The sequence below is a fragment of the Desulfomicrobium salsuginis genome, assembly GCF_054657795.1.
Window position 1 is genome coordinate 1,390,174 of the sequence record NZ_BAAHYA010000001.1, and the last position, 15,436, is coordinate 1,405,609.

Genomic DNA, 15,436 nt, shown 5'->3' on the forward strand with positions numbered 1-15,436 from the left:
GGTCGTTGACCCCGAGCGTTTCGTATTTAGAGAAAAGCTGTTTGTAACTTCAACTTCAGGAGCCCATGTGAACAAGGAAACGGCCATCAGATATGTCGTCGACGCCAAGGGCCAGCCCCAGGGCGTCTTTCTGGAAGAGGAGATGTGGCAGCATGTCGGCAAGCATGTCCTTGCCGTCCTCGACAAGCTTTGCCCTTCGGAGAAACCCTTGGTCGAGCCTATGGCCGACTATGACCTTCTGGTCAAATACTGGGACCTCCGCTATGACCTCCCCACGGATGTGACCTGCGAAACCTGCGGCGCCACCACCGAGGACTGGCAGGCCGACGAGCCGCGCAAGTTCACCCTGGCCGCGGCCAACATGGGCGGCCTGCTGTCCTTCAGGTGCGCCGGCTGCGGTTCGCGCATCACCAAGCGCCACTTCAAGGACAAGGTCACGGTCACCTGCGCGCCTCACGCGTCCTGCACCTGCGGCTGAAGCCGGGGACACTCGATGATCTCCTGGGCCAGGGAAATGTACGACTGGGTGCCCAGGGAGCGGATGTCGTAAAGGATGGCCGGCAGGCCATGGCTCGGGGCCTCCGACAGGCGTACGTTCCGCGGTATGGACGTGCTGAAGACAAGCTCTCCGAAATGGTCCCGCACCTCGCGTTCGACCATGAAGGAGAGCTTGTTGCGTTTGTCGAACATGGTCAGCAGAATCCCCAGGATGTCCAGCTTCGGGTTGAGCCGTTCCTTGACCAATCCGTACGTCTTCATGAGCTGCGCGATGCCCTCCATGGCGTAGTATTCGCATTGCAGGGGCACGAGCAGCCACCGGGCAGCGCACAGGGCGTTGATCGTGATGAGGCCCAAGGAGGGCGGGCAGTCGATGAGGATGTAGTCGAAGTCCTTTTCCAGGCCCTGCACGACGGCGCGCAGCATGAACTCCCGGTCGCGCTCCCCGCTCAGTTCGAGTTCGGCGCCCACAAGGTCCGGCGTCGAAGGCATGATCTTCAAAAAGTCCATGTCCGACCCGACAATGGCCCTTGAGGCCGACCTAGGGTCGAAAAGGGCCTGATACACGGAACTTCGGACGCCGCTCACGTCGACTCCAAGCCCGCTCGACGCGTTGGCCTGGGGGTCGCAGTCGATGACCAGCACCCGCCGCTCCATGGCCGCCAGCGAGGCCGCCAAGTTCACGGTGGTCGTCGTCTTGCCCACGCCGCCTTTCTGATTCGCCAAAACGATTGTCTGCGCCAAAGGTTCGTCCTCCCGGTCCAGTTGTTTCACGGGAAACTAGTTGCGGTAATAGTCCTTGTACCAGTCGATAAACCTCGAAATTCCTTCTTCAATGGTCGTGGACGGCTTGAATCCGACGTCGCGGATCAGGTCGTCGACATTGGCGTACGTGGCCGGCACGTCACCGGGCTGCAGGTCCATGTAGTTGCGCACGGCCTTGCGGCCGAGGGCGTCCTCCAGGACGGTGATGAATCGCTCCAGCTCGACGGTGTTGTTGTTGCCGATGTTGTAGAGCCTGTAAGGGGCGGGCGAGGAGGACGGGTCCGGTGCGTTGCCGTCCCACCCGGGGTTGGGTTCGGGGATGCGGTGCACGACGCGGAACACCCCTTCGACGATGTCGTCGATGTAGGTGAAGTCCCGGCGCATCTTGCCGTGGTTGAAGACGTTGATGGGCTTGCCGTCGCAGATGGCCTTGGTGAAGAGGTACAGCGCCATGTCGGGCCGTCCCCACGGCCCGTAGACCGTGAAGAATCGCAGGCCCGTGGTCGGCAGCTTGTAGAGGTAGCTGTAGGTGTGGCCCATGAGTTCGTTGGACTTCTTGCTGGCGGCGTAGAGGCTGACGGGGTGGTCGACGTTGTCGTGAACCGAGAAAGGCATGTGCGTGTTCAGCCCGTAGACGGAACTTGACGAGGCGTAGACCAGGTGTTCCACGCCGTTGTGGCGGCAGCACTCCAGCAGGTTGGCGAAGCCGACGATGTTGGAGTTTATGTAGGATTTCGGGTTGATGAGCGAGTAGCGCACCCCGGCCTGAGCCGCCAGGTTGACGACGTGGGTGAACCCGAAGGCCTTGAAAAGTTCGTTCAGGGATTCGCCGTCGGCCAGGTCAATGGGTTCGAAACGGAAATTCTGCTCTGTTTCGAGCTGGCGCAAGCGGTCTTTCTTCAGCGCTACCGAGTAGTAATCGTTGAGATTATCGATGCCGTAGACGTCCGCTCCGGCGGCGGCGAAACGCTTGGCGAGGTGAAAGCCGATGAACCCCGCGGCGCCCGTGATGAGAATTTTCATGCGGTGCTCCATGTGAAACGTGACAATGGAGTTCACCTAGCGCAACAAGCATTTCTGAGCAATACGGAATTGTGTGCGTGAAAAATGAGGCAGGTGGAACGGACAGACGGGAGGGAAATTCAGCTGCGGATGCCCTGCAGAATCTGCCAGGCGTCGTTTTTGAGCTGCTTGTCGCCTGCAGCCATGTCTTCGAGGTTCGGCAGCAGCCGAAGCTCGGAGCTGCCAAACACGGCAACGGCGTTGCCGGAGTTCGGATCTCCTGAAACGGGCGACGCCGGTCCGAAGCAGATGATGATGCGTGGAACGAAAAACCGCATGCCCTGGGCAAAGAGTCCTGGCGAAACATCAAGGGGCCACGCGCAGATGTCGTTCTCCGGCCAGCCCAGGTGCGAGCGGACGCTGGCCTGGATTTTCCTGAACATGTCCAGGCGCGGGGGCGGGGTGGGCTGCTGCATGTCGGCAAACAGGCCGGTGTAGGTCCACAGCGTGCGGACGGGCGATTGTTTCCCGTGAAACAGGGAGCGCAGAAGCGGCGGCACAGGCTCCTCGGTTTGGCTCGGTTTTTGGGCCGGCCTGCGCGGAGAGGCAGGTAGGGGAACGGTGTCCGGTGCCGTGGCCGCGGTGCTTGCAACAGCCGGGGCGGTTTCTTGCAGAGCAGAATCTTTTTGGCGCCAGAGGTGGGTGATGCCGAGACGCTTCAGCGTGCGCTGGGCTTCGGTCAGGGCGTATTCATCGAGATCCAATCCCAGATCCTCCAGGCGATTTCGGTCTTGGGCAACTGCGGCCAGGATTCCCGCCTGCCGTGGCGGTCCATGACGAGCACGCGGTTGGTCGGCGTGGCGAAGCCGGCCCCGGCCTCGCCCACGGGGTTGGCCACGATGAGGTCGAGGTTCTTGCGCTCAAGCTTGCCGGCGGCGTTGCGTTCCAGGTCCTGGGCCTCGGCCGCGAAGCCGACGGTCACCTGTCCGGGTTTCTTGCGGCCGCTCAGGGTGGCCAGGATGTCGGGGTTGGGTTCGAAGGTCAGGGCCAGGGGCGCGCCGCCTTTCTTGAACTTGCCCAACTCGCAGGCCGGCGGCCGGAAGTCAGCCACGGCAGCCGTGAAGCAGCCGATGTCCTGGGACGGGAACACGTCGCGTGCCGCCTCGAACATCTCCCGGGCCGAGACCACGGGGATGCGGCGGATCATGGCCGGCAGGGGCAGATCCACGGGGCCGGTTACGGCCGTGACTTCAGCGCCGCGCAGGGCCGCGGCGATGGCCAGGCAGGCACCCATGGTCCCGGTGGACGGGTTGGACCAGAAGCGGACGCGGTCGAAATATTCACGCGTGGGCCCCAGGGTCAGCATGACCTTCTTGCCGCGCATGTCCTGGGGGGAGAGGGCGGCCAGGGTGCGGATGAAAATTTCCTCCAGGGGCGCCAGCCGGCCCTGGCCGGTGTCGCCGCAGGCCACGCTGCCGCAATCCGGTTCGATCCGCATGACACCTCGCTGTCCCAAGACCTCCCAGTTGTGTCTGGTAGCCGGAGCGGACCACATGCGGGGATTCATGGCCGGCGCCACGAGGACGGGGCCGGGGTAGGCCAGAAGCTGGCAGCTGAGCAGGTCGTCGGCCAGTCCGTTCGCCATCCTGGCCAGCGTGTTGGCCGTTGCCGGGGCCACGACGAACGCGTCGGCCACGGCCGGTTCGAGGTGGTCGTAGTCCATGCCCCGGGCGAACATGTCCGTGAACAGGGGGTCTGCGCCCAGGGCCCCGAAAGACAGGTCCGTGACGAACCGGCGGGCGGACTCCGTCAGGGTCGCGCCGACCTGGATGTTCAGACGAAGAAAGGCCCTGGTCAGGTCCAGGGCCTTGTAGGCTGCGATGGAGCCCGTGACTCCGAGATGGACGCGTTTCCCGTGAAACGTGTCGAAGAGATAGTGGGCCGGGATCACTGGCTGAGGGTCCTCTCACCTTCCGCGGGCGCGCCCGTGGTCCCCGAGGAGGGATAGGTGTCCATGGGCTGGCCGCCGGTGGAATAGGCCGGGGAGTATGTGTTGCCGACCTTCGGGCTGACCTTGATTTCGAGCCAGGTGTACCAGAGGGGCGTCTCCTCGATGTTGATCATGCAGACCCGGTTGTCCTTGGTGAAGACCAGGAAAAAGCGCTGGTACTTCTGGTAGGTGACCATGGTCCAGCCGTCCTTGGGCATGTTGTGGAAGAAGAAGTCGAAGAGGGAAATGGGTTCGGCCCAACCCTTGAACTTCATGGTGCCGAACTTGCCGTCGGCCGTCGGGGTGATGGAGGACTTGTCGGTCTGGATCTCCATCTCTTCCGGGACGCGTATGTCGTTGTAATCATAGAAGAAGCTTTGCTGCACTTTGGGCGCTGCCGGGTCCTCGGAACCGGAGCCCATGAGATCCGATCCGGCGCAGCCCCACGAGGCGAGCAGCAGGGCGAGGACGAGACATTTCAGGTAACGCATGATGGCATCCTTCACGTTCGTTAAAGTTTGGAAATATCACGAGCCAGTGTTCGAAAACCTAGCATCGCCGGTGGCGATTTCAAGCTTTTTTTCCGGCCGCGGTTCCTTGGCCGCGGCGGCCCGCGCCTTGGACGCTTCGTCGAGCCAGCCGCCCTCCTCCAGGGACTGGGCGGCCAGTTCGTACATGCGGTGCACGCCGTCGCGGTAGACGGCCTCTATCAATTCGTCGGCGTACCCTTTGAACACGCCGCGCACAAGGTCGTTCTGCGCGTACAGAAAACGCGCCAGCAAGGGGTTTTCACGGTGCTGGGGAAGATATAGGATGAACATGCGCTTGCAGTGGAAGAGGATGAAGCGCACGCGGCGCACTTCCCGTTCGATGCTTTCGGACGTCTGCCTGATGACGGCGTAGAGTTCGGAGCCGATGTGCTGCTCCTCCGGAGTCAGGGACGTGCTGCGCTGCAGCTGCTTGAAGCGAGGTTTGTAGTTCATCTGCTGGTAGGCGTCCTCCTTGAGCTTGATGCACTCGTGGAAGATGTAGCCCAGAGCCCAGTCCAGGTATTCGCCAAGGACCGACAGGTGCGACGGCTCCTCGTTGCGGAACAGCAGGTGGGACGTGTCCTTGAGGCGCCACAGAGGGCCCTTGCTGTTCTGCCGGCCGAGGATGTCGTCGAAGAAATGGAAGCTGACGGACCCGCTGGCGTCGAATTCGGAAAAATGTGTTTCCATGGCGCTGGCGATTTGGCAGAAATCGCGCAGCACGTCACGGACAAAGGAATCGTGTTTGGTCTGAAGCCAGCTTTTGGACATCGCGTTACCCGGCGGAATTTTCCGCGTCATGTACGGCACGGCCTTGCTCACGTCAAACCCCATGAGCCCATGCACAACACCAGGAACAAGATTTTAGGGCGCCACGAGGCGCACCGGCTCGCCGGCAGGGGCGGGGTGGTCTTCACCAACGGCTGCTTCGACATCCTGCACCCCGGCCATGTGGACTATCTCCAGCGCGCGCGGGATCTTGGCGAACGCCTCGTGGTCGGCCTGAACAGCGACGCCTCGGTGCGCCGCCTCAAGGGGCCGACCCGGCCCGTCAACGACGAGGCCAGCCGGGCCATGGTCCTGTCGGCCCTGTCCTGCGTCGACCACGTCGTGATTTTCGAGGAAGATACCCCGTACGAGCTGATCAGGGCCGTGGCCCCGGACATTCTGGTCAAGGGCGGCGACTGGAGCGTGGACCGCATCGTCGGCCGCGACCTGGTCGAGGAGCGCGGCGGCAGGGTGCTGTCCATCCCGCTGCTCCCCGGCCATTCGACCACGGGCATCATCGACAGAATTCTGGCCTTGAACGCGGGGGGAAGCCATGCAGATCGGCGTGAAGAATAAGCGGATCACCTATTCCCTGCGGTATCTGTTGGAGACCCTGACGAGCGAAGGGGAAATCAGCGCGGCCCAGGCGGAGATCATCACCGAGCACGCGCGCAAGAACGACATCGACCTGGACTGCGGCGAGGGCATCGACAGCCTCATCCGCTTCAACATCCGCAAGGCGCCCAAGGAACCCGGCGGGCCCGAGATGCGCATCACCGAGGACGTCATCCTCAAGGCCGTGGCGCGCCGCGAGGGGCTGGAGTTCAGGCGCGTGGACCCCTTCGACCTGGACCTGGAGGTGACCACCAGGACCATCTCCGAAAGCTTCGCGCGCATGAACACCCTGGTCCCGATCATGATCCGCGACGGGGAACTGGAACTTGCGGTCTTCAACCCCTTCCGTCCCGAGCTGTGGCACGACATGGAGCGGGTCAGCGACCTGCCTTACAAGGTCTTCCTCTCCACCCGCCAGGACATCAATCGCCTCATCGACGACTATTACCAGTTCCGCACGGCCATCCAGGCCGCCGAGATCGAGTTCATGTCCTCCAACGAGATCGGCAACCTGGAGGCGCGGGTCAAGGTGTCCGACAAGTCGGACCCGGACTCCCAGCGGCACATCATCAAGGCCGTGGACTACCTGCTGCGATCGGCCCTGCGCGAGCGGGCCAGCGACATCCACGTCGAGCCCAAGCGCGACCACGCATTGGTCCGCTTCCGCATCGACGGCATTCTGCACGACCTGCACCGCCTGCCCATGACCGTGCACCTGGCCATGATCAACCGGCTCAAGGGCATGAGCCGCCTGGACATATCCGAAAAGCGCCGGCCCCAGGACGGGCGCGTGCAGCTGGTGCTGGGCGGGGTGCCCACGGACGTGCGCGTCTCGACGGTGCCCGTGGCCTTCGGCGAGAAGATGGTCATGCGCCTGCTCTCCAGCGACAGCACCCTCAAGAACCTGCAGGAGCTGGGCATGCTGCCCGAGCAGTTCGAGACCTTCAGCCGCTTCCTGCGCCACACCTACGGCCTCATCCTGGTCACGGGCCCCACGGGCAGCGGCAAGTCCACGACGCTGTACTCGACCCTGAAGGTCCTGGCCAACCCGCAGGTCAACGTGGTCACTCTCGAAGACCCCATCGAAATGGTGGTGGACGACTTCAACCAGATCGGCATCCAGTCGCGCATCGGCGTGACCTTCGGGCAGATGCTGCGCCACATCCTGCGCCAGGACCCCGACATCGTCATGATCGGCGAGATGCGCGACCTGGAGACGGCGGAGCAGGCCGTGCAGGCCGCCCTGACCGGGCACATCGTCTTCTCGACCCTGCACACCAACGACGCCAGTTCCGCCCTGACCCGCCTGCTGGACCTGGGCCTGGACGCCTACCTCATCAACGCCGCCGTCATCGGCTGCATGGCCCAGCGCCTGGTGCGCAACATCTGCCCGAACTGCAAGGCGCAATTCAAGCCGGACTACGACGAGATTACGGCCCTGGGGCTGGCGGGCTACATCGCCAAGGACCAGATGCTGTGGAAGGGGCGCGGCTGCGATCACTGCCGCCAGACGGGCTATTACGGGCGCACGGGCATCTTCGAGATCCTGCCCTACGACACGGAGGTCAAGGAGGCCATCCGCCGCAACGTGGACCTGGCGGACCTGCGGTCGCTGGTGCGCAGGAAGGGCGTGCGCTCCCTCATGGACGACGGCATGGAGCGCGTCGTCCGCGGCGTGACGACCTACGAGGAGGTGCTGCGCGTGGCCGGAGGTTCCATCGATTAGGCGCGTGGCCTGACGGACTTGTGGACGGGCTGCCCCGTGAGCTTCTGCAGGGCGTCGAAGGATTGCTCCAGGGTGGAGCGCTCCTCGATGTTTTGCTGAAGGTAGTTTCTGATGGGCGAGATCATCTCCAGGGCCTGGTCGATCTCGGCGTTGGTGCCCTGGGCGTACGCGCCGATGTTGACCATGTCCTCGACGCGCCGGAAGGTTGACAGATGCCGGATGAGCTTTCGCCCGGCGGCGATCACGGGGCCGGGGGTCACGTCCGAGGCCAGGCGGCTGACGCTCTTGAGGACGTCGATGGACGGGTAGTGGCCCTGGTCCGCAAGGTCGCGGGTCAGGACGATGTGGCCGTCCAGGATGGACCGCACGGCGTCGGCCACGGGCTCGTTGAAGTCGTCGCCTTCGACCAGCACGGTGTAGATGCCGGTGATGCTGCCCTCGGCCGACCTGCCGGCCCGCTCAAGCAATCGCGGCAGGTGGGAAAAGACCGTCGGCGTGTAGCCCCGCGTGGTCGGCGGCTCGCCCGCGGCCAGGCCCACCTCGCGCGCGGCCATGGCGAAGCGCGTGACCGAGTCCATCATGAAGAGCACGTCCTTGCCCTGGTCGCGGAAGAACTCGGCCATGGCCGTGGCCGCGTAGGCCGCGCGCATGCGCACCAGCGGGCCCTGGTCCGAGGTGGCCACAACCAGGACCGACCGCGCCAGCCCTTCGGGCCCCAGATCCTTCTCGATGAAATCCACCACCTCGCGGCCGCGTTCGCCGATAAGCCCGATGACGTTGACGTCGGCCGACGTGTAGCGCGCGAACATGCCCATGAGCGTGCTCTTGCCCACGCCCGAGCCGGCCATGATGCCCACGCGCTGGCCCTTGCCCAGGGTCAGCAGCCCGTTGATGGCGCGCACGCCCACGTCCAGGGGGTCGGTGATGCGAGGGCGCGTCAGCGGGTTGGGCGGGTCGGCGTGCAGGGGATAGTGGCGGGCAGGTTGGAGGGTCACGCCGGGGTCGAGGCTCGCGCCGAAGGCATCGACGGCGTGGCCGAGATAGCGCTGGCCCACGGGGAAATGTGGCGGCGTGCTCGTGTTGCGGATGAGGCTGCCGGGCCGGATGCCGCGCATCTCGCCGTAGGGCATGAGCAGCATGACGTCGTCGCGGAAGCCCACGACCTCGGCGTTGATGACCGGCCGGTTCGGGTCGCCGGGCAGCAGCTGGCACACGGAGCCCAGGGGGGCCTTGATGCCGCGGCCTTCCGCCACCAGGCCCACGACCTTGGTCACCTTGCCGTAGGCCTGGGCCGGCTGCAGGCCCGAGAGGAGCTGCAGCGTGCCGTCCAGGTCGGCGGTCATGAATTGTCCTTGAACCCGTCGAGGATGGCCCGGACCTGTTCGAAGCGGCTGGCCACGGAGTTGTCCACCAGGCCGTCCCCGCTTTCGATGCGCACGCCGCCGAGTTCAAGGTCCGCGCACTGGCAGACGCGCAGTTCGGGCAGGTCCGGGCGCTGCTCCCGGGTCTTCTCGACGAGGCTTTTGGCCAGGTCCAGATCGGCCGGGCAGACGTGGACCGTGATGCAGCCCGTGGTCTGGAGTTGGGCGATGGCCTCGTCGAACAGGGCGTTCAGCACGCGCTCGCGCTCCTCGTCGAGCATCACGCCGAGTGTTTTCTCGAAGGCCAGCTGCAGGACGCGGAAAAGGGTCTGCCGGTGATCGGCGGCGACGCGCTCCTTTTCGGCGGCCAGGGCGGCCTGCAACTGGCTAAGGAAACCGGCGACCTTGGCGGCCTCGGCCTCGGCGAGCGCCTTGGCTTCATGCCGGGCGGCCGCCAGCCCGTCGTCCATGGCCTGGCGGCGGATCCGCTCGGCCTCGGCCAGGGCCTGGGCCAGGATCTCCCTGGCCATCTGCTGGGCGCGTTCCCGTACCTGTTCCATGTATCTGGCCTCTGTTTCGTCGTTCCAGGTTGCGGACGCGGGGCGGTTCATGACGTTGAAATCGCCGTGGCGCATGCCGCGGATGAGCCTTCCGGTGAGGGGAGGGTGCTCAGACAAGGACTTCGCCTCCGCTGCCGGCGATGACAATGCGGCCCTCGGCCTCCAGGCGGCGCACCTGCTTGACGATGTTCTGCTGTGCGGACTCGACTTCCGAAAGCTTGACCGGGCCCATAATCTCGAGGTCTTCGCGGATCATGTTGCCGGCGCGCTCGGACAGGTTTTTGAAGAACTTCTCGCGCAGTTCCTCGGGAGCGGTCTTGAGGGACATGGTCAGGTCCTCGTTGCTGATCTCCTTGAGAATCTCGCGGATGCCGCGGTCGTCGATCTTCATGATGTCCTCGAAGACGAACATGAGCTGCTTGATCTCTTCGGCCAGCTGCGCGCTCTCCTCTTCGATGTCGGCCATGATCTCCTCTTCGGTGGCGCGGTCGATGGCGTTCAGGATCTCGGCCACGGAGCTCACGCCGCCCACCTTGCGGCCTTCCTTGCCGCCGATGGCGATGAGCTGGCTCTGCAGCACGCGGTCCACCTCGACGAGCATCTCCTCGGCCACGGCCTCCAGCTTGGCCAGGCGGATGAGCACCTCGGCCCGTACGCCCGGGCCCATGTTCTGCAGCAGGTTGCCGGCGCTTTCGGGCGGCAGGTGGCCCAGGATGAGGGCCAGGGTCTGCGGGTGCTCGTTGCGCAGGATCTGGGCCAGGATCTTGGGGCTGACGTTGCCGAGTTCCTTGAAGGGAACCGGGCCCGAGTCGAAATCGAGTTCGTCCAGGATGTAGCGGGCCGTGTCGGAGTCCAGGTTGGAGGAGATCATCTTGCGCACCTGTTCGGGGCCGCCGTAGAGCATCTCCTTGCCGATGGTCATGGCCTGGTTGAATTCCCGCAGCACTTCTTCGGCCTGTTCCTTGCCCACGGAGTCGAGTTTGGCCATGGCCCGGGACACGGCCGTGATCTCGGCGCGGTCGAATTTCTTGAAGACTTCCGAGGCGAAGGCGTCGCCAAGGGCCAGGATGAGGACGGCCGTTTTCTGGGGGCCCGTGAGCTTGCCGACTGGTGCAGCCATTTATGCTTCTCCCTGGGTCAGCCACTGGCGCATGATCATGACCGCCTGGTCCATGTTCTGATCCACCAGCTGCTGCGCCAGATGCTTGGCGTTCTCGATGCGCTTGACCGCGTCCACGGCGGCCAGGTCCTCGTCGCTCATGCCTTCGGTCAGGGCCATGAGCTCCTGGGCCGCGCCGAGTTCCTGGGCCTCCTGCACCGTGGTGGGCTCCGTGACCTTGGGCCGGATGAGGGCCAGGACCACGGGACGGGCCACGAAGAGCAGGAAGAGCAGGATGACCAGCGTGTTCAGAAGCGGCTTGCCCAGAAGCTGGAAGTACCTGGAGGCCACGTCCAGCAGCGGGGCCTGCTCGGCTCCTGCCGGCTCGCCGAAGGAGATGGAAGACACCTCTATGGCGTCGCCGCGCTGGTCGTCAAAGCCCACCGCCCGCTGGGTCAGCTGACGCAGTTGGGCGAGCTGGTCGGCGGGGAGGGCCTCGAAGGCGAAGGTCCCATCCTGCTGCTGCGTGTACTTCCCGTCAACCAGAACGGCCACGCTCAGGCGCTTGATGCTGCCGACCTGCGAGACGATCTGCTGCTCCTCGCGGTTGATGTCGAAATTGGTGGTGGCGGAGGTACGGGTGCTGGACTGGGCCGTGCCCGAGGCCGTCCGGTCGTTCTCGCCCTGGTAATTGGGGTCGGGCGTGCCGCCGGCGACATTGGCCGAGCCGCGGCTCTCCTCCTCGCTCTTGACCTCGCTGCGGACCACGGCGGACTTGGGGTCGAAGATTTCCTTGCGGATGGTCGTGCGGTTGAAGTCCAGGTCGGCGTTGACCCGGGCGATGACCCGGCCGGGGCCGACGATGGGCACCAGAAGCTGCTCGATGCGCTGTTCGAGGCTGCGCTGCAGGCCCGTCTGATATTCGAGCTGCGTGGACGTCATGCCCGTCATGTCCGTGTCGGACTTGGGCTCGTACAGGACCTTGCCCCGGCTGTCAGCCAGGGTGATGTGTTCGGCCGTCATGCCTTCGACGCTGGTGGACACCAGGTTGACGATGGCCTGGACCTGCTGGGACGAAAGGGAGCGGCCGCCTTTGAGCTTGAGCATGATGGCTGCCGACGGCGGGGCCTGCTCCTCGACGAAGAGACTCTTGCTCGGCAGCACGAGGTGCACGCGGGCGCTCTCGACTTCGGCCAGCTCCGAGATGGTGCGTGACAGTTCGCCCTGCAGGGCGCGCTGGTAGTTGATGCCCTGCACGAAGTTGGTCTGGCCGATGTTGTTCTCGTCGAAGAGCTCGAAGCCCACGCCCTGGCCGTGCAGGGAGCCTTCACCGGCCAGCTTGAGCCGGGCCTCGTAGACCTGGTCCGCGGGCACCAATATGGCCGTCCCGCCTTCGGAGATCTGGTAGGGGATCTTCTCCTTCTGCAGGTAGCTGACCACGCTGGCGGCGTCTTCCTGGTAGAGCTGGCTGTAGAGGACCTTGTAGTCGGTTCTGTTCATCCAGAAGATCATGCCGAAGAACGTGACGATGAGCGAGGCCAGCAGCCCTCCGAGGAGGATGCGCTGGGCCAGGGATTTGTTGGTCCAGAAGTCCGTGGCCTTGGCCAGAGTGGTCTGCAGAAATGGGGGCATGGTGCGTCCTCGTTGCGATTACGGATCAGAACTGCATCCGCATGAGTTCCTGGTAGGCCTGCATGACCTTGTTGCGCACGGCCGAGGTCATGTCCATGGCCAGTCCGGCTTTCTGCAGGGAGATCATCAGTTCGTGCACGTTCTGGGATTTGCCCGAGGCGAAATCCTGGATCATGCGCCCCTTTTCGGCCTGCATGTCGTTGACCGTGGCCAGGGACTCCTCGATGGTCTCGGCGAAGGACCGTGTCGCCTCGGCCGTGGCGCCCTTCTTGGCGCCGAGCCCCTTGGGATTGTTCAAAAGCTCGCTGGCCGCGGAATAGGCCTTGATGGCCATCGGTGACACCGCCATGGAACTCCTCCTTCGTGCTATTCGTCAGTGTGTGGCCTAGCGGCCGATTTCCAGGGCCTTGGTGAACATGTTCTTGGATGTGGTGATGGTCGAGACGTTGGCCTCGTAGGCGCGCATGGCCTGGAGCATGTTGGTCATCTCCTCCACCACGTTGATGTCCGGGTAGCTGACGTAACCTTCCTCGTTGGCGTCAGGGTGTCCGGGTTCGTAGACCTGCTTCAGGGGCCTGCGGTCGTTCTGGATGGATTCGACCCGTACGCCCTTGGCGTCCTGGTCCAGGGCCGCGTTCATGGCCTTGGAGAAGGGACTGTCCACCTCGGTCTCCTTGAAGATGGCTTCCTTGCGGCGATAGGGTCCGCCGCCCACGGTTCTGGTGGTCTTGGCGTTGGCCAGGTTCATGGAGATGACGTTCAAATGGGTGCGTTCGGCCTTGAGGGCGGACGCGCCGATGTCGATGGATGTCATGAAGTCCATTATTTGCCTCCATCCTGTATGATCTGCTTCATGCCGGCGAAATTCTTTTGCATGACCGTGGTCAGGGCGCTGTAGAGCAGGTTGTTCTTGGCCATGGCCGCCATTTCCGTGTCCAGGTCCACGTTGTCCACGCCCTGGATGACCCTGGGCGTCAGGGATTTGGTCACGCTGGCTTCGGTCTGTTCCGGCGAGAAGGGCGCCGGGAAATGGTCCGGATGCGTCCTGGCCATGGCCCCGCCCTCGGCCAGTCCCAGGGCGGCCTGCAGGTCCTTTTCGAACTCCAGGTGACGCGCCTTGTAGCCGGGCGTATTGATGTTCGCCATGTTGGCGCTGACGATGTTTTGACGCTGGAGCTGGAAATCCATGACCTTGGCCGTCAGATCCAGGTGTTCGGGAAACATGCTTTTCATCGGTAACCCCTTGTCATTCCGGCATGTGCTTGGCCGCGCAGCGGCGGAGCCGGGTCGTTGACGACGACGGTTTTGCAATGACCATTCCAGAAACGAGGAAGTCGGGATACGCGTGTTAATCCGGCATATTGGCAATGGAAATGGGGCGACGGGGCGCGGCGGCGATGGTGGTTCGCTCGGCTGGCATCAATGTTGCTTGGCGTCGGGTGGATGACAAAGCATACCCGATCTGCCGACAAGGAGGAGGAACCATGAGTTCGCATCTGGATTACGAAATCAACAAGGAACTTGGCGAGTGCTATCTTTTCATGGGCGAGCTGGACAAGGCCGAAAGCTATTACCATAAGGCCGCGGGCAGCAACGGCGTCCACCCGGACCCGTATCTGGGTCTGGCGACCATCGCCGTGCAGCGCGGCGACCTGGACCAGGCCATGGCCATGTACCGCAAGGCCGACGGCATCTCGTCCTCGGACAAGTCCCTGGCCGGCATGGGCCTCATCTGCGCCCAGCAGGGCCGGCATGAGGAGGCCTTCGACCTGCACGGCCGCGCCCTGACGGCCAACCCCGAAAACCTCATCGCCCTTTTCGGGCTCGTCCAGACGGCCCACATGTTGGGCCGCACCGGCGAGGCCATCGCTCCCCTGGAGCACTATCTCGAACTCAACCCCGGCAAGAGCGAGGTGCGCTACGCCCTGGGCGGCTGCCTGACGACCTGCGGCCGGCCGGACGAGGCCAAGGCGCAGCTGGAACGCCTGCTGGAGATGGATCCCGCCTACGGACCGGCGGCCGAGCTCCTGGCCCAGCTCTAGAGCGGTTCCGGTTCCCCTCCGACGCGGTCGGGTCCCCGGATTTCGGGGCCCGACCGCGCTGTTGCATATTGCGGTCAAAGCTGGCAGTGCACGGCGAACATTCTTTTTGTGAGGGGAAATACCATGAACATGCTGCCTATACGCCGGGCCATCCTGAGCGTCACAGATAAATCCGGACTCGATGACTTTGCGCGATTTCTTCAGGAGCAGGGCGTCGAGCTCGTCTCCACCGGCGGCACGCGCAAGAAGCTCGTCCAGGCCGGCCTCAAGGTCCGATCCGTCAGCGACGTGACGGGCTTCCCGGAAATCCTCGGCGGCCGCGTCAAGACCCTGCATCCGCACGTCCACGCCGGCATCCTGGCCGACAAGGACGATCCCGCCCACATGCGCACCCTCAAGGATCTGCGCCTGGCGCCCTTCGACCTCATTTGCGTCAATCTCTACAATTTCGCCGACGCCGTGCGCCAGACCCTGGAAGACAAGCAGGCCGTTGAACAGATCGACATCGGCGGCCCGACCATGCTGCGCGCCTCGGCCAAGAACTTCCACTCCGTGGCCGTCATCCCGGACCCTGCGTACTACGTCGAGTGCATGCAGGAGATGAAGGCCAACGGCGGCAGTCTCTCCCTCGAATTCCGCAAGCGCATGGCCGTGGCCACCTTCGCGCTGACGTCGCAGTACGACCGCATGATCACCGAATACCTGAGCCGCCCCTAGGGGCGGCCCCGCCGGCCCGAACCGGCGACGGAGACACGCCATAGCTTCCAAACCCCTCGGCAACCTCACGGGCCTCAAGCCCAGCCAGACCGCGGCCATCTCGCGCCTCTACAACCGCCGTTTCCCCGACC

The 15,436-nt window shown here is 64.2% G+C and carries 18 protein-coding genes; 5 read left to right on the forward strand and 13 right to left on the reverse strand.

The annotated features are described in order from the left end of the window. Positions 1-67: 67 nt before the first annotated feature. The gene (locus ACYQ3G_RS06260; RefSeq protein ID WP_459823785.1) at positions 68-478 is read left to right on the forward strand and encodes a hypothetical protein; all 411 of its coding nucleotides are present in this window, start codon (positions 68-70) and stop codon (positions 476-478) included. Here ACYQ3G_RS06260 and ACYQ3G_RS06265 read toward each other — a convergent pair. The 6 genes from ACYQ3G_RS06265 to ACYQ3G_RS06290 all read right to left on the reverse strand — a co-directional run bounded on the left by ACYQ3G_RS06265 (position 454) and on the right by ACYQ3G_RS06290 (position 5,556). Continuing rightward, entirely contained in the window at positions 454-1,242 is a 789-nt protein-coding gene (locus ACYQ3G_RS06265; protein WP_459823788.1) for a ParA family protein, read from the reverse strand. The genes ACYQ3G_RS06260 and ACYQ3G_RS06265 overlap by 25 nt on opposite strands. A 36-nt stretch (positions 1,243-1,278) precedes the next feature. Beyond that, a complete protein-coding gene (locus ACYQ3G_RS06270) occupies positions 1,279-2,286 on the reverse strand; it encodes an NAD-dependent epimerase (protein WP_459823790.1) in 1,008 nt (335 codons plus the stop codon). 119 nt (positions 2,287-2,405) lie between these two features. Continuing rightward, entirely contained in the window at positions 2,406-3,029 is a 624-nt protein-coding gene (locus tag ACYQ3G_RS06275) for a hypothetical protein (protein ID WP_459823793.1), read from the reverse strand. After that, complete coding sequence (gene coaBC, locus ACYQ3G_RS06280) at positions 3,005-4,216, reverse strand: bifunctional phosphopantothenoylcysteine decarboxylase/phosphopantothenate--cysteine ligase CoaBC (protein ID WP_459823796.1); 1,212 nt, start codon at positions 4,214-4,216, stop codon at positions 3,005-3,007. The genes ACYQ3G_RS06275 and coaBC overlap by 25 nt, the downstream gene beginning before the upstream one ends. Continuing rightward, positions 4,213-4,746, reverse strand: a complete 534-nt coding sequence (locus tag ACYQ3G_RS06285) for a hypothetical protein (protein WP_459823799.1) — start codon at positions 4,744-4,746, stop codon at positions 4,213-4,215. The genes coaBC and ACYQ3G_RS06285 overlap by 4 nt, the downstream gene beginning before the upstream one ends. 36 nt (positions 4,747-4,782) lie before the next feature. Beyond that, on the reverse strand, positions 4,783-5,556 hold the full coding sequence (locus tag ACYQ3G_RS06290) for a hypothetical protein (protein ID WP_459823802.1): 774 nt from the start codon (positions 5,554-5,556) through the stop codon (positions 4,783-4,785). Between the two features lie 69 nt (positions 5,557-5,625). Between ACYQ3G_RS06290 and rfaE2 the strand changes: the two genes are divergently transcribed. Together rfaE2 and ACYQ3G_RS06300 are read left to right on the forward strand one after the other, a co-directional pair. Further along, complete coding sequence (rfaE2, locus tag ACYQ3G_RS06295; RefSeq protein ID WP_459823805.1) at positions 5,626-6,129, forward strand: D-glycero-beta-D-manno-heptose 1-phosphate adenylyltransferase; 504 nt, start codon at positions 5,626-5,628, stop codon at positions 6,127-6,129. Then, positions 6,119-7,894, forward strand: coding sequence for a GspE/PulE family protein (locus ACYQ3G_RS06300; protein ID WP_459823808.1), 1,776 nt, complete (start codon positions 6,119-6,121; stop codon positions 7,892-7,894). The genes rfaE2 and ACYQ3G_RS06300 overlap by 11 nt, the downstream gene beginning before the upstream one ends. On the opposite strand, the gene ACYQ3G_RS06305 is transcribed toward ACYQ3G_RS06300, so the two are convergent. Genes ACYQ3G_RS06305 through flgB form a run of 7 tightly spaced genes read right to left on the reverse strand, consistent with a single transcriptional unit; the run spans position 7,891 to position 13,779 of the window. Continuing rightward, entirely contained in the window at positions 7,891-9,237 is a 1,347-nt protein-coding gene (locus ACYQ3G_RS06305) for a FliI/YscN family ATPase (protein ID WP_459823811.1), read from the reverse strand. The genes ACYQ3G_RS06300 and ACYQ3G_RS06305 overlap by 4 nt on opposite strands. Beyond that, entirely contained in the window at positions 9,234-9,932 is a 699-nt protein-coding gene (locus ACYQ3G_RS06310; RefSeq protein WP_459823814.1) for a FliH/SctL family protein, read from the reverse strand. The genes ACYQ3G_RS06305 and ACYQ3G_RS06310 overlap by 4 nt, the downstream gene beginning before the upstream one ends. After that, on the reverse strand, positions 9,925-10,935 hold the full coding sequence (fliG, locus tag ACYQ3G_RS06315; protein WP_028576249.1) for a flagellar motor switch protein FliG: 1,011 nt from the start codon (positions 10,933-10,935) through the stop codon (positions 9,925-9,927). The genes ACYQ3G_RS06310 and fliG overlap by 8 nt, the downstream gene beginning before the upstream one ends. Further along, positions 10,936-12,546, reverse strand: coding sequence for a flagellar basal-body MS-ring/collar protein FliF (fliF, locus tag ACYQ3G_RS06320; RefSeq protein ID WP_459823818.1), 1,611 nt, complete (start codon positions 12,544-12,546; stop codon positions 10,936-10,938). Positions 12,547-12,571: 25 nt separating this feature from the next. Further along, positions 12,572-12,895 (reverse strand): flagellar hook-basal body complex protein FliE, encoded by a 324-nt coding sequence (fliE, locus tag ACYQ3G_RS06325; RefSeq protein ID WP_028576247.1) that lies wholly within the window; start codon positions 12,893-12,895, stop codon positions 12,572-12,574. Positions 12,896-12,931: 36 nt separating this feature from the next. Beyond that, a complete protein-coding gene (gene flgC, locus ACYQ3G_RS06330; RefSeq protein WP_459823821.1) occupies positions 12,932-13,369 on the reverse strand; it encodes a flagellar basal body rod protein FlgC in 438 nt (145 codons plus the stop codon). Next, positions 13,369-13,779: a flagellar basal body rod protein FlgB gene (gene flgB, locus ACYQ3G_RS06335; RefSeq protein ID WP_459823823.1), complete on the reverse strand. Its 411-nt coding sequence runs from the start codon at positions 13,777-13,779 to the stop codon at positions 13,369-13,371. The genes flgC and flgB overlap by 1 nt, the downstream gene beginning before the upstream one ends. Before the next feature lie 251 nt (positions 13,780-14,030). Here flgB and ACYQ3G_RS06340 point away from each other — a divergent pair, with 251 nt between their 5' ends. Both ACYQ3G_RS06340 and ACYQ3G_RS06345 read left to right on the forward strand, forming a co-directional pair. Continuing rightward, the gene (locus ACYQ3G_RS06340; RefSeq protein WP_459823825.1) at positions 14,031-14,588 is read left to right on the forward strand and encodes a tetratricopeptide repeat protein; all 558 of its coding nucleotides are present in this window, start codon (positions 14,031-14,033) and stop codon (positions 14,586-14,588) included. Between the two features lie 123 nt (positions 14,589-14,711). Then, positions 14,712-15,305, forward strand: coding sequence for an IMP cyclohydrolase (locus ACYQ3G_RS06345; protein WP_028576243.1), 594 nt, complete (start codon positions 14,712-14,714; stop codon positions 15,303-15,305). Positions 15,306-15,436 lie beyond the last annotated feature (131 nt).

Excerpts from the sequence above, each read along its gene's own strand:
- ACYQ3G_RS06345 (WP_028576243.1), top strand. The coding sequence starts at position 14,712 with ATGAACATGCTGCCTATACGCCGGGCCATCCTGAGCGTCACAGATAAA.
- fliG (WP_028576249.1), bottom strand. The coding sequence starts at position 10,935 with ATGGCTGCACCAGTCGGCAAGCTCACGGGCCCCCAGAAAACGGCCGTC.
- rfaE2 (WP_459823805.1), top strand. The coding sequence starts at position 5,626 with ATGCACAACACCAGGAACAAGATTTTAGGGCGCCACGAGGCGCACCGG.
- flgB (WP_459823823.1), bottom strand. The coding sequence starts at position 13,779 with ATGAAAAGCATGTTTCCCGAACACCTGGATCTGACGGCCAAGGTCATG.
- ACYQ3G_RS06270 (WP_459823790.1), bottom strand. The coding sequence starts at position 2,286 with ATGAAAATTCTCATCACGGGCGCCGCGGGGTTCATCGGCTTTCACCTC.
- flgC (WP_459823821.1), bottom strand. The coding sequence starts at position 13,369 with ATGGACTTCATGACATCCATCGACATCGGCGCGTCCGCCCTCAAGGCC.
- ACYQ3G_RS06305 (WP_459823811.1), bottom strand. The coding sequence starts at position 9,237 with ATGACCGCCGACCTGGACGGCACGCTGCAGCTCCTCTCGGGCCTGCAG.
- ACYQ3G_RS06290 (WP_459823802.1), bottom strand. The coding sequence starts at position 5,556 with ATGTCCAAAAGCTGGCTTCAGACCAAACACGATTCCTTTGTCCGTGAC.
- ACYQ3G_RS06285 (WP_459823799.1), bottom strand. The coding sequence starts at position 4,746 with ATGCGTTACCTGAAATGTCTCGTCCTCGCCCTGCTGCTCGCCTCGTGG.
- fliE (WP_028576247.1), bottom strand. The coding sequence starts at position 12,895 with ATGGCGGTGTCACCGATGGCCATCAAGGCCTATTCCGCGGCCAGCGAG.
- fliF (WP_459823818.1), bottom strand. The coding sequence starts at position 12,546 with ATGCCCCCATTTCTGCAGACCACTCTGGCCAAGGCCACGGACTTCTGG.
- ACYQ3G_RS06340 (WP_459823825.1), top strand. The coding sequence starts at position 14,031 with ATGAGTTCGCATCTGGATTACGAAATCAACAAGGAACTTGGCGAGTGC.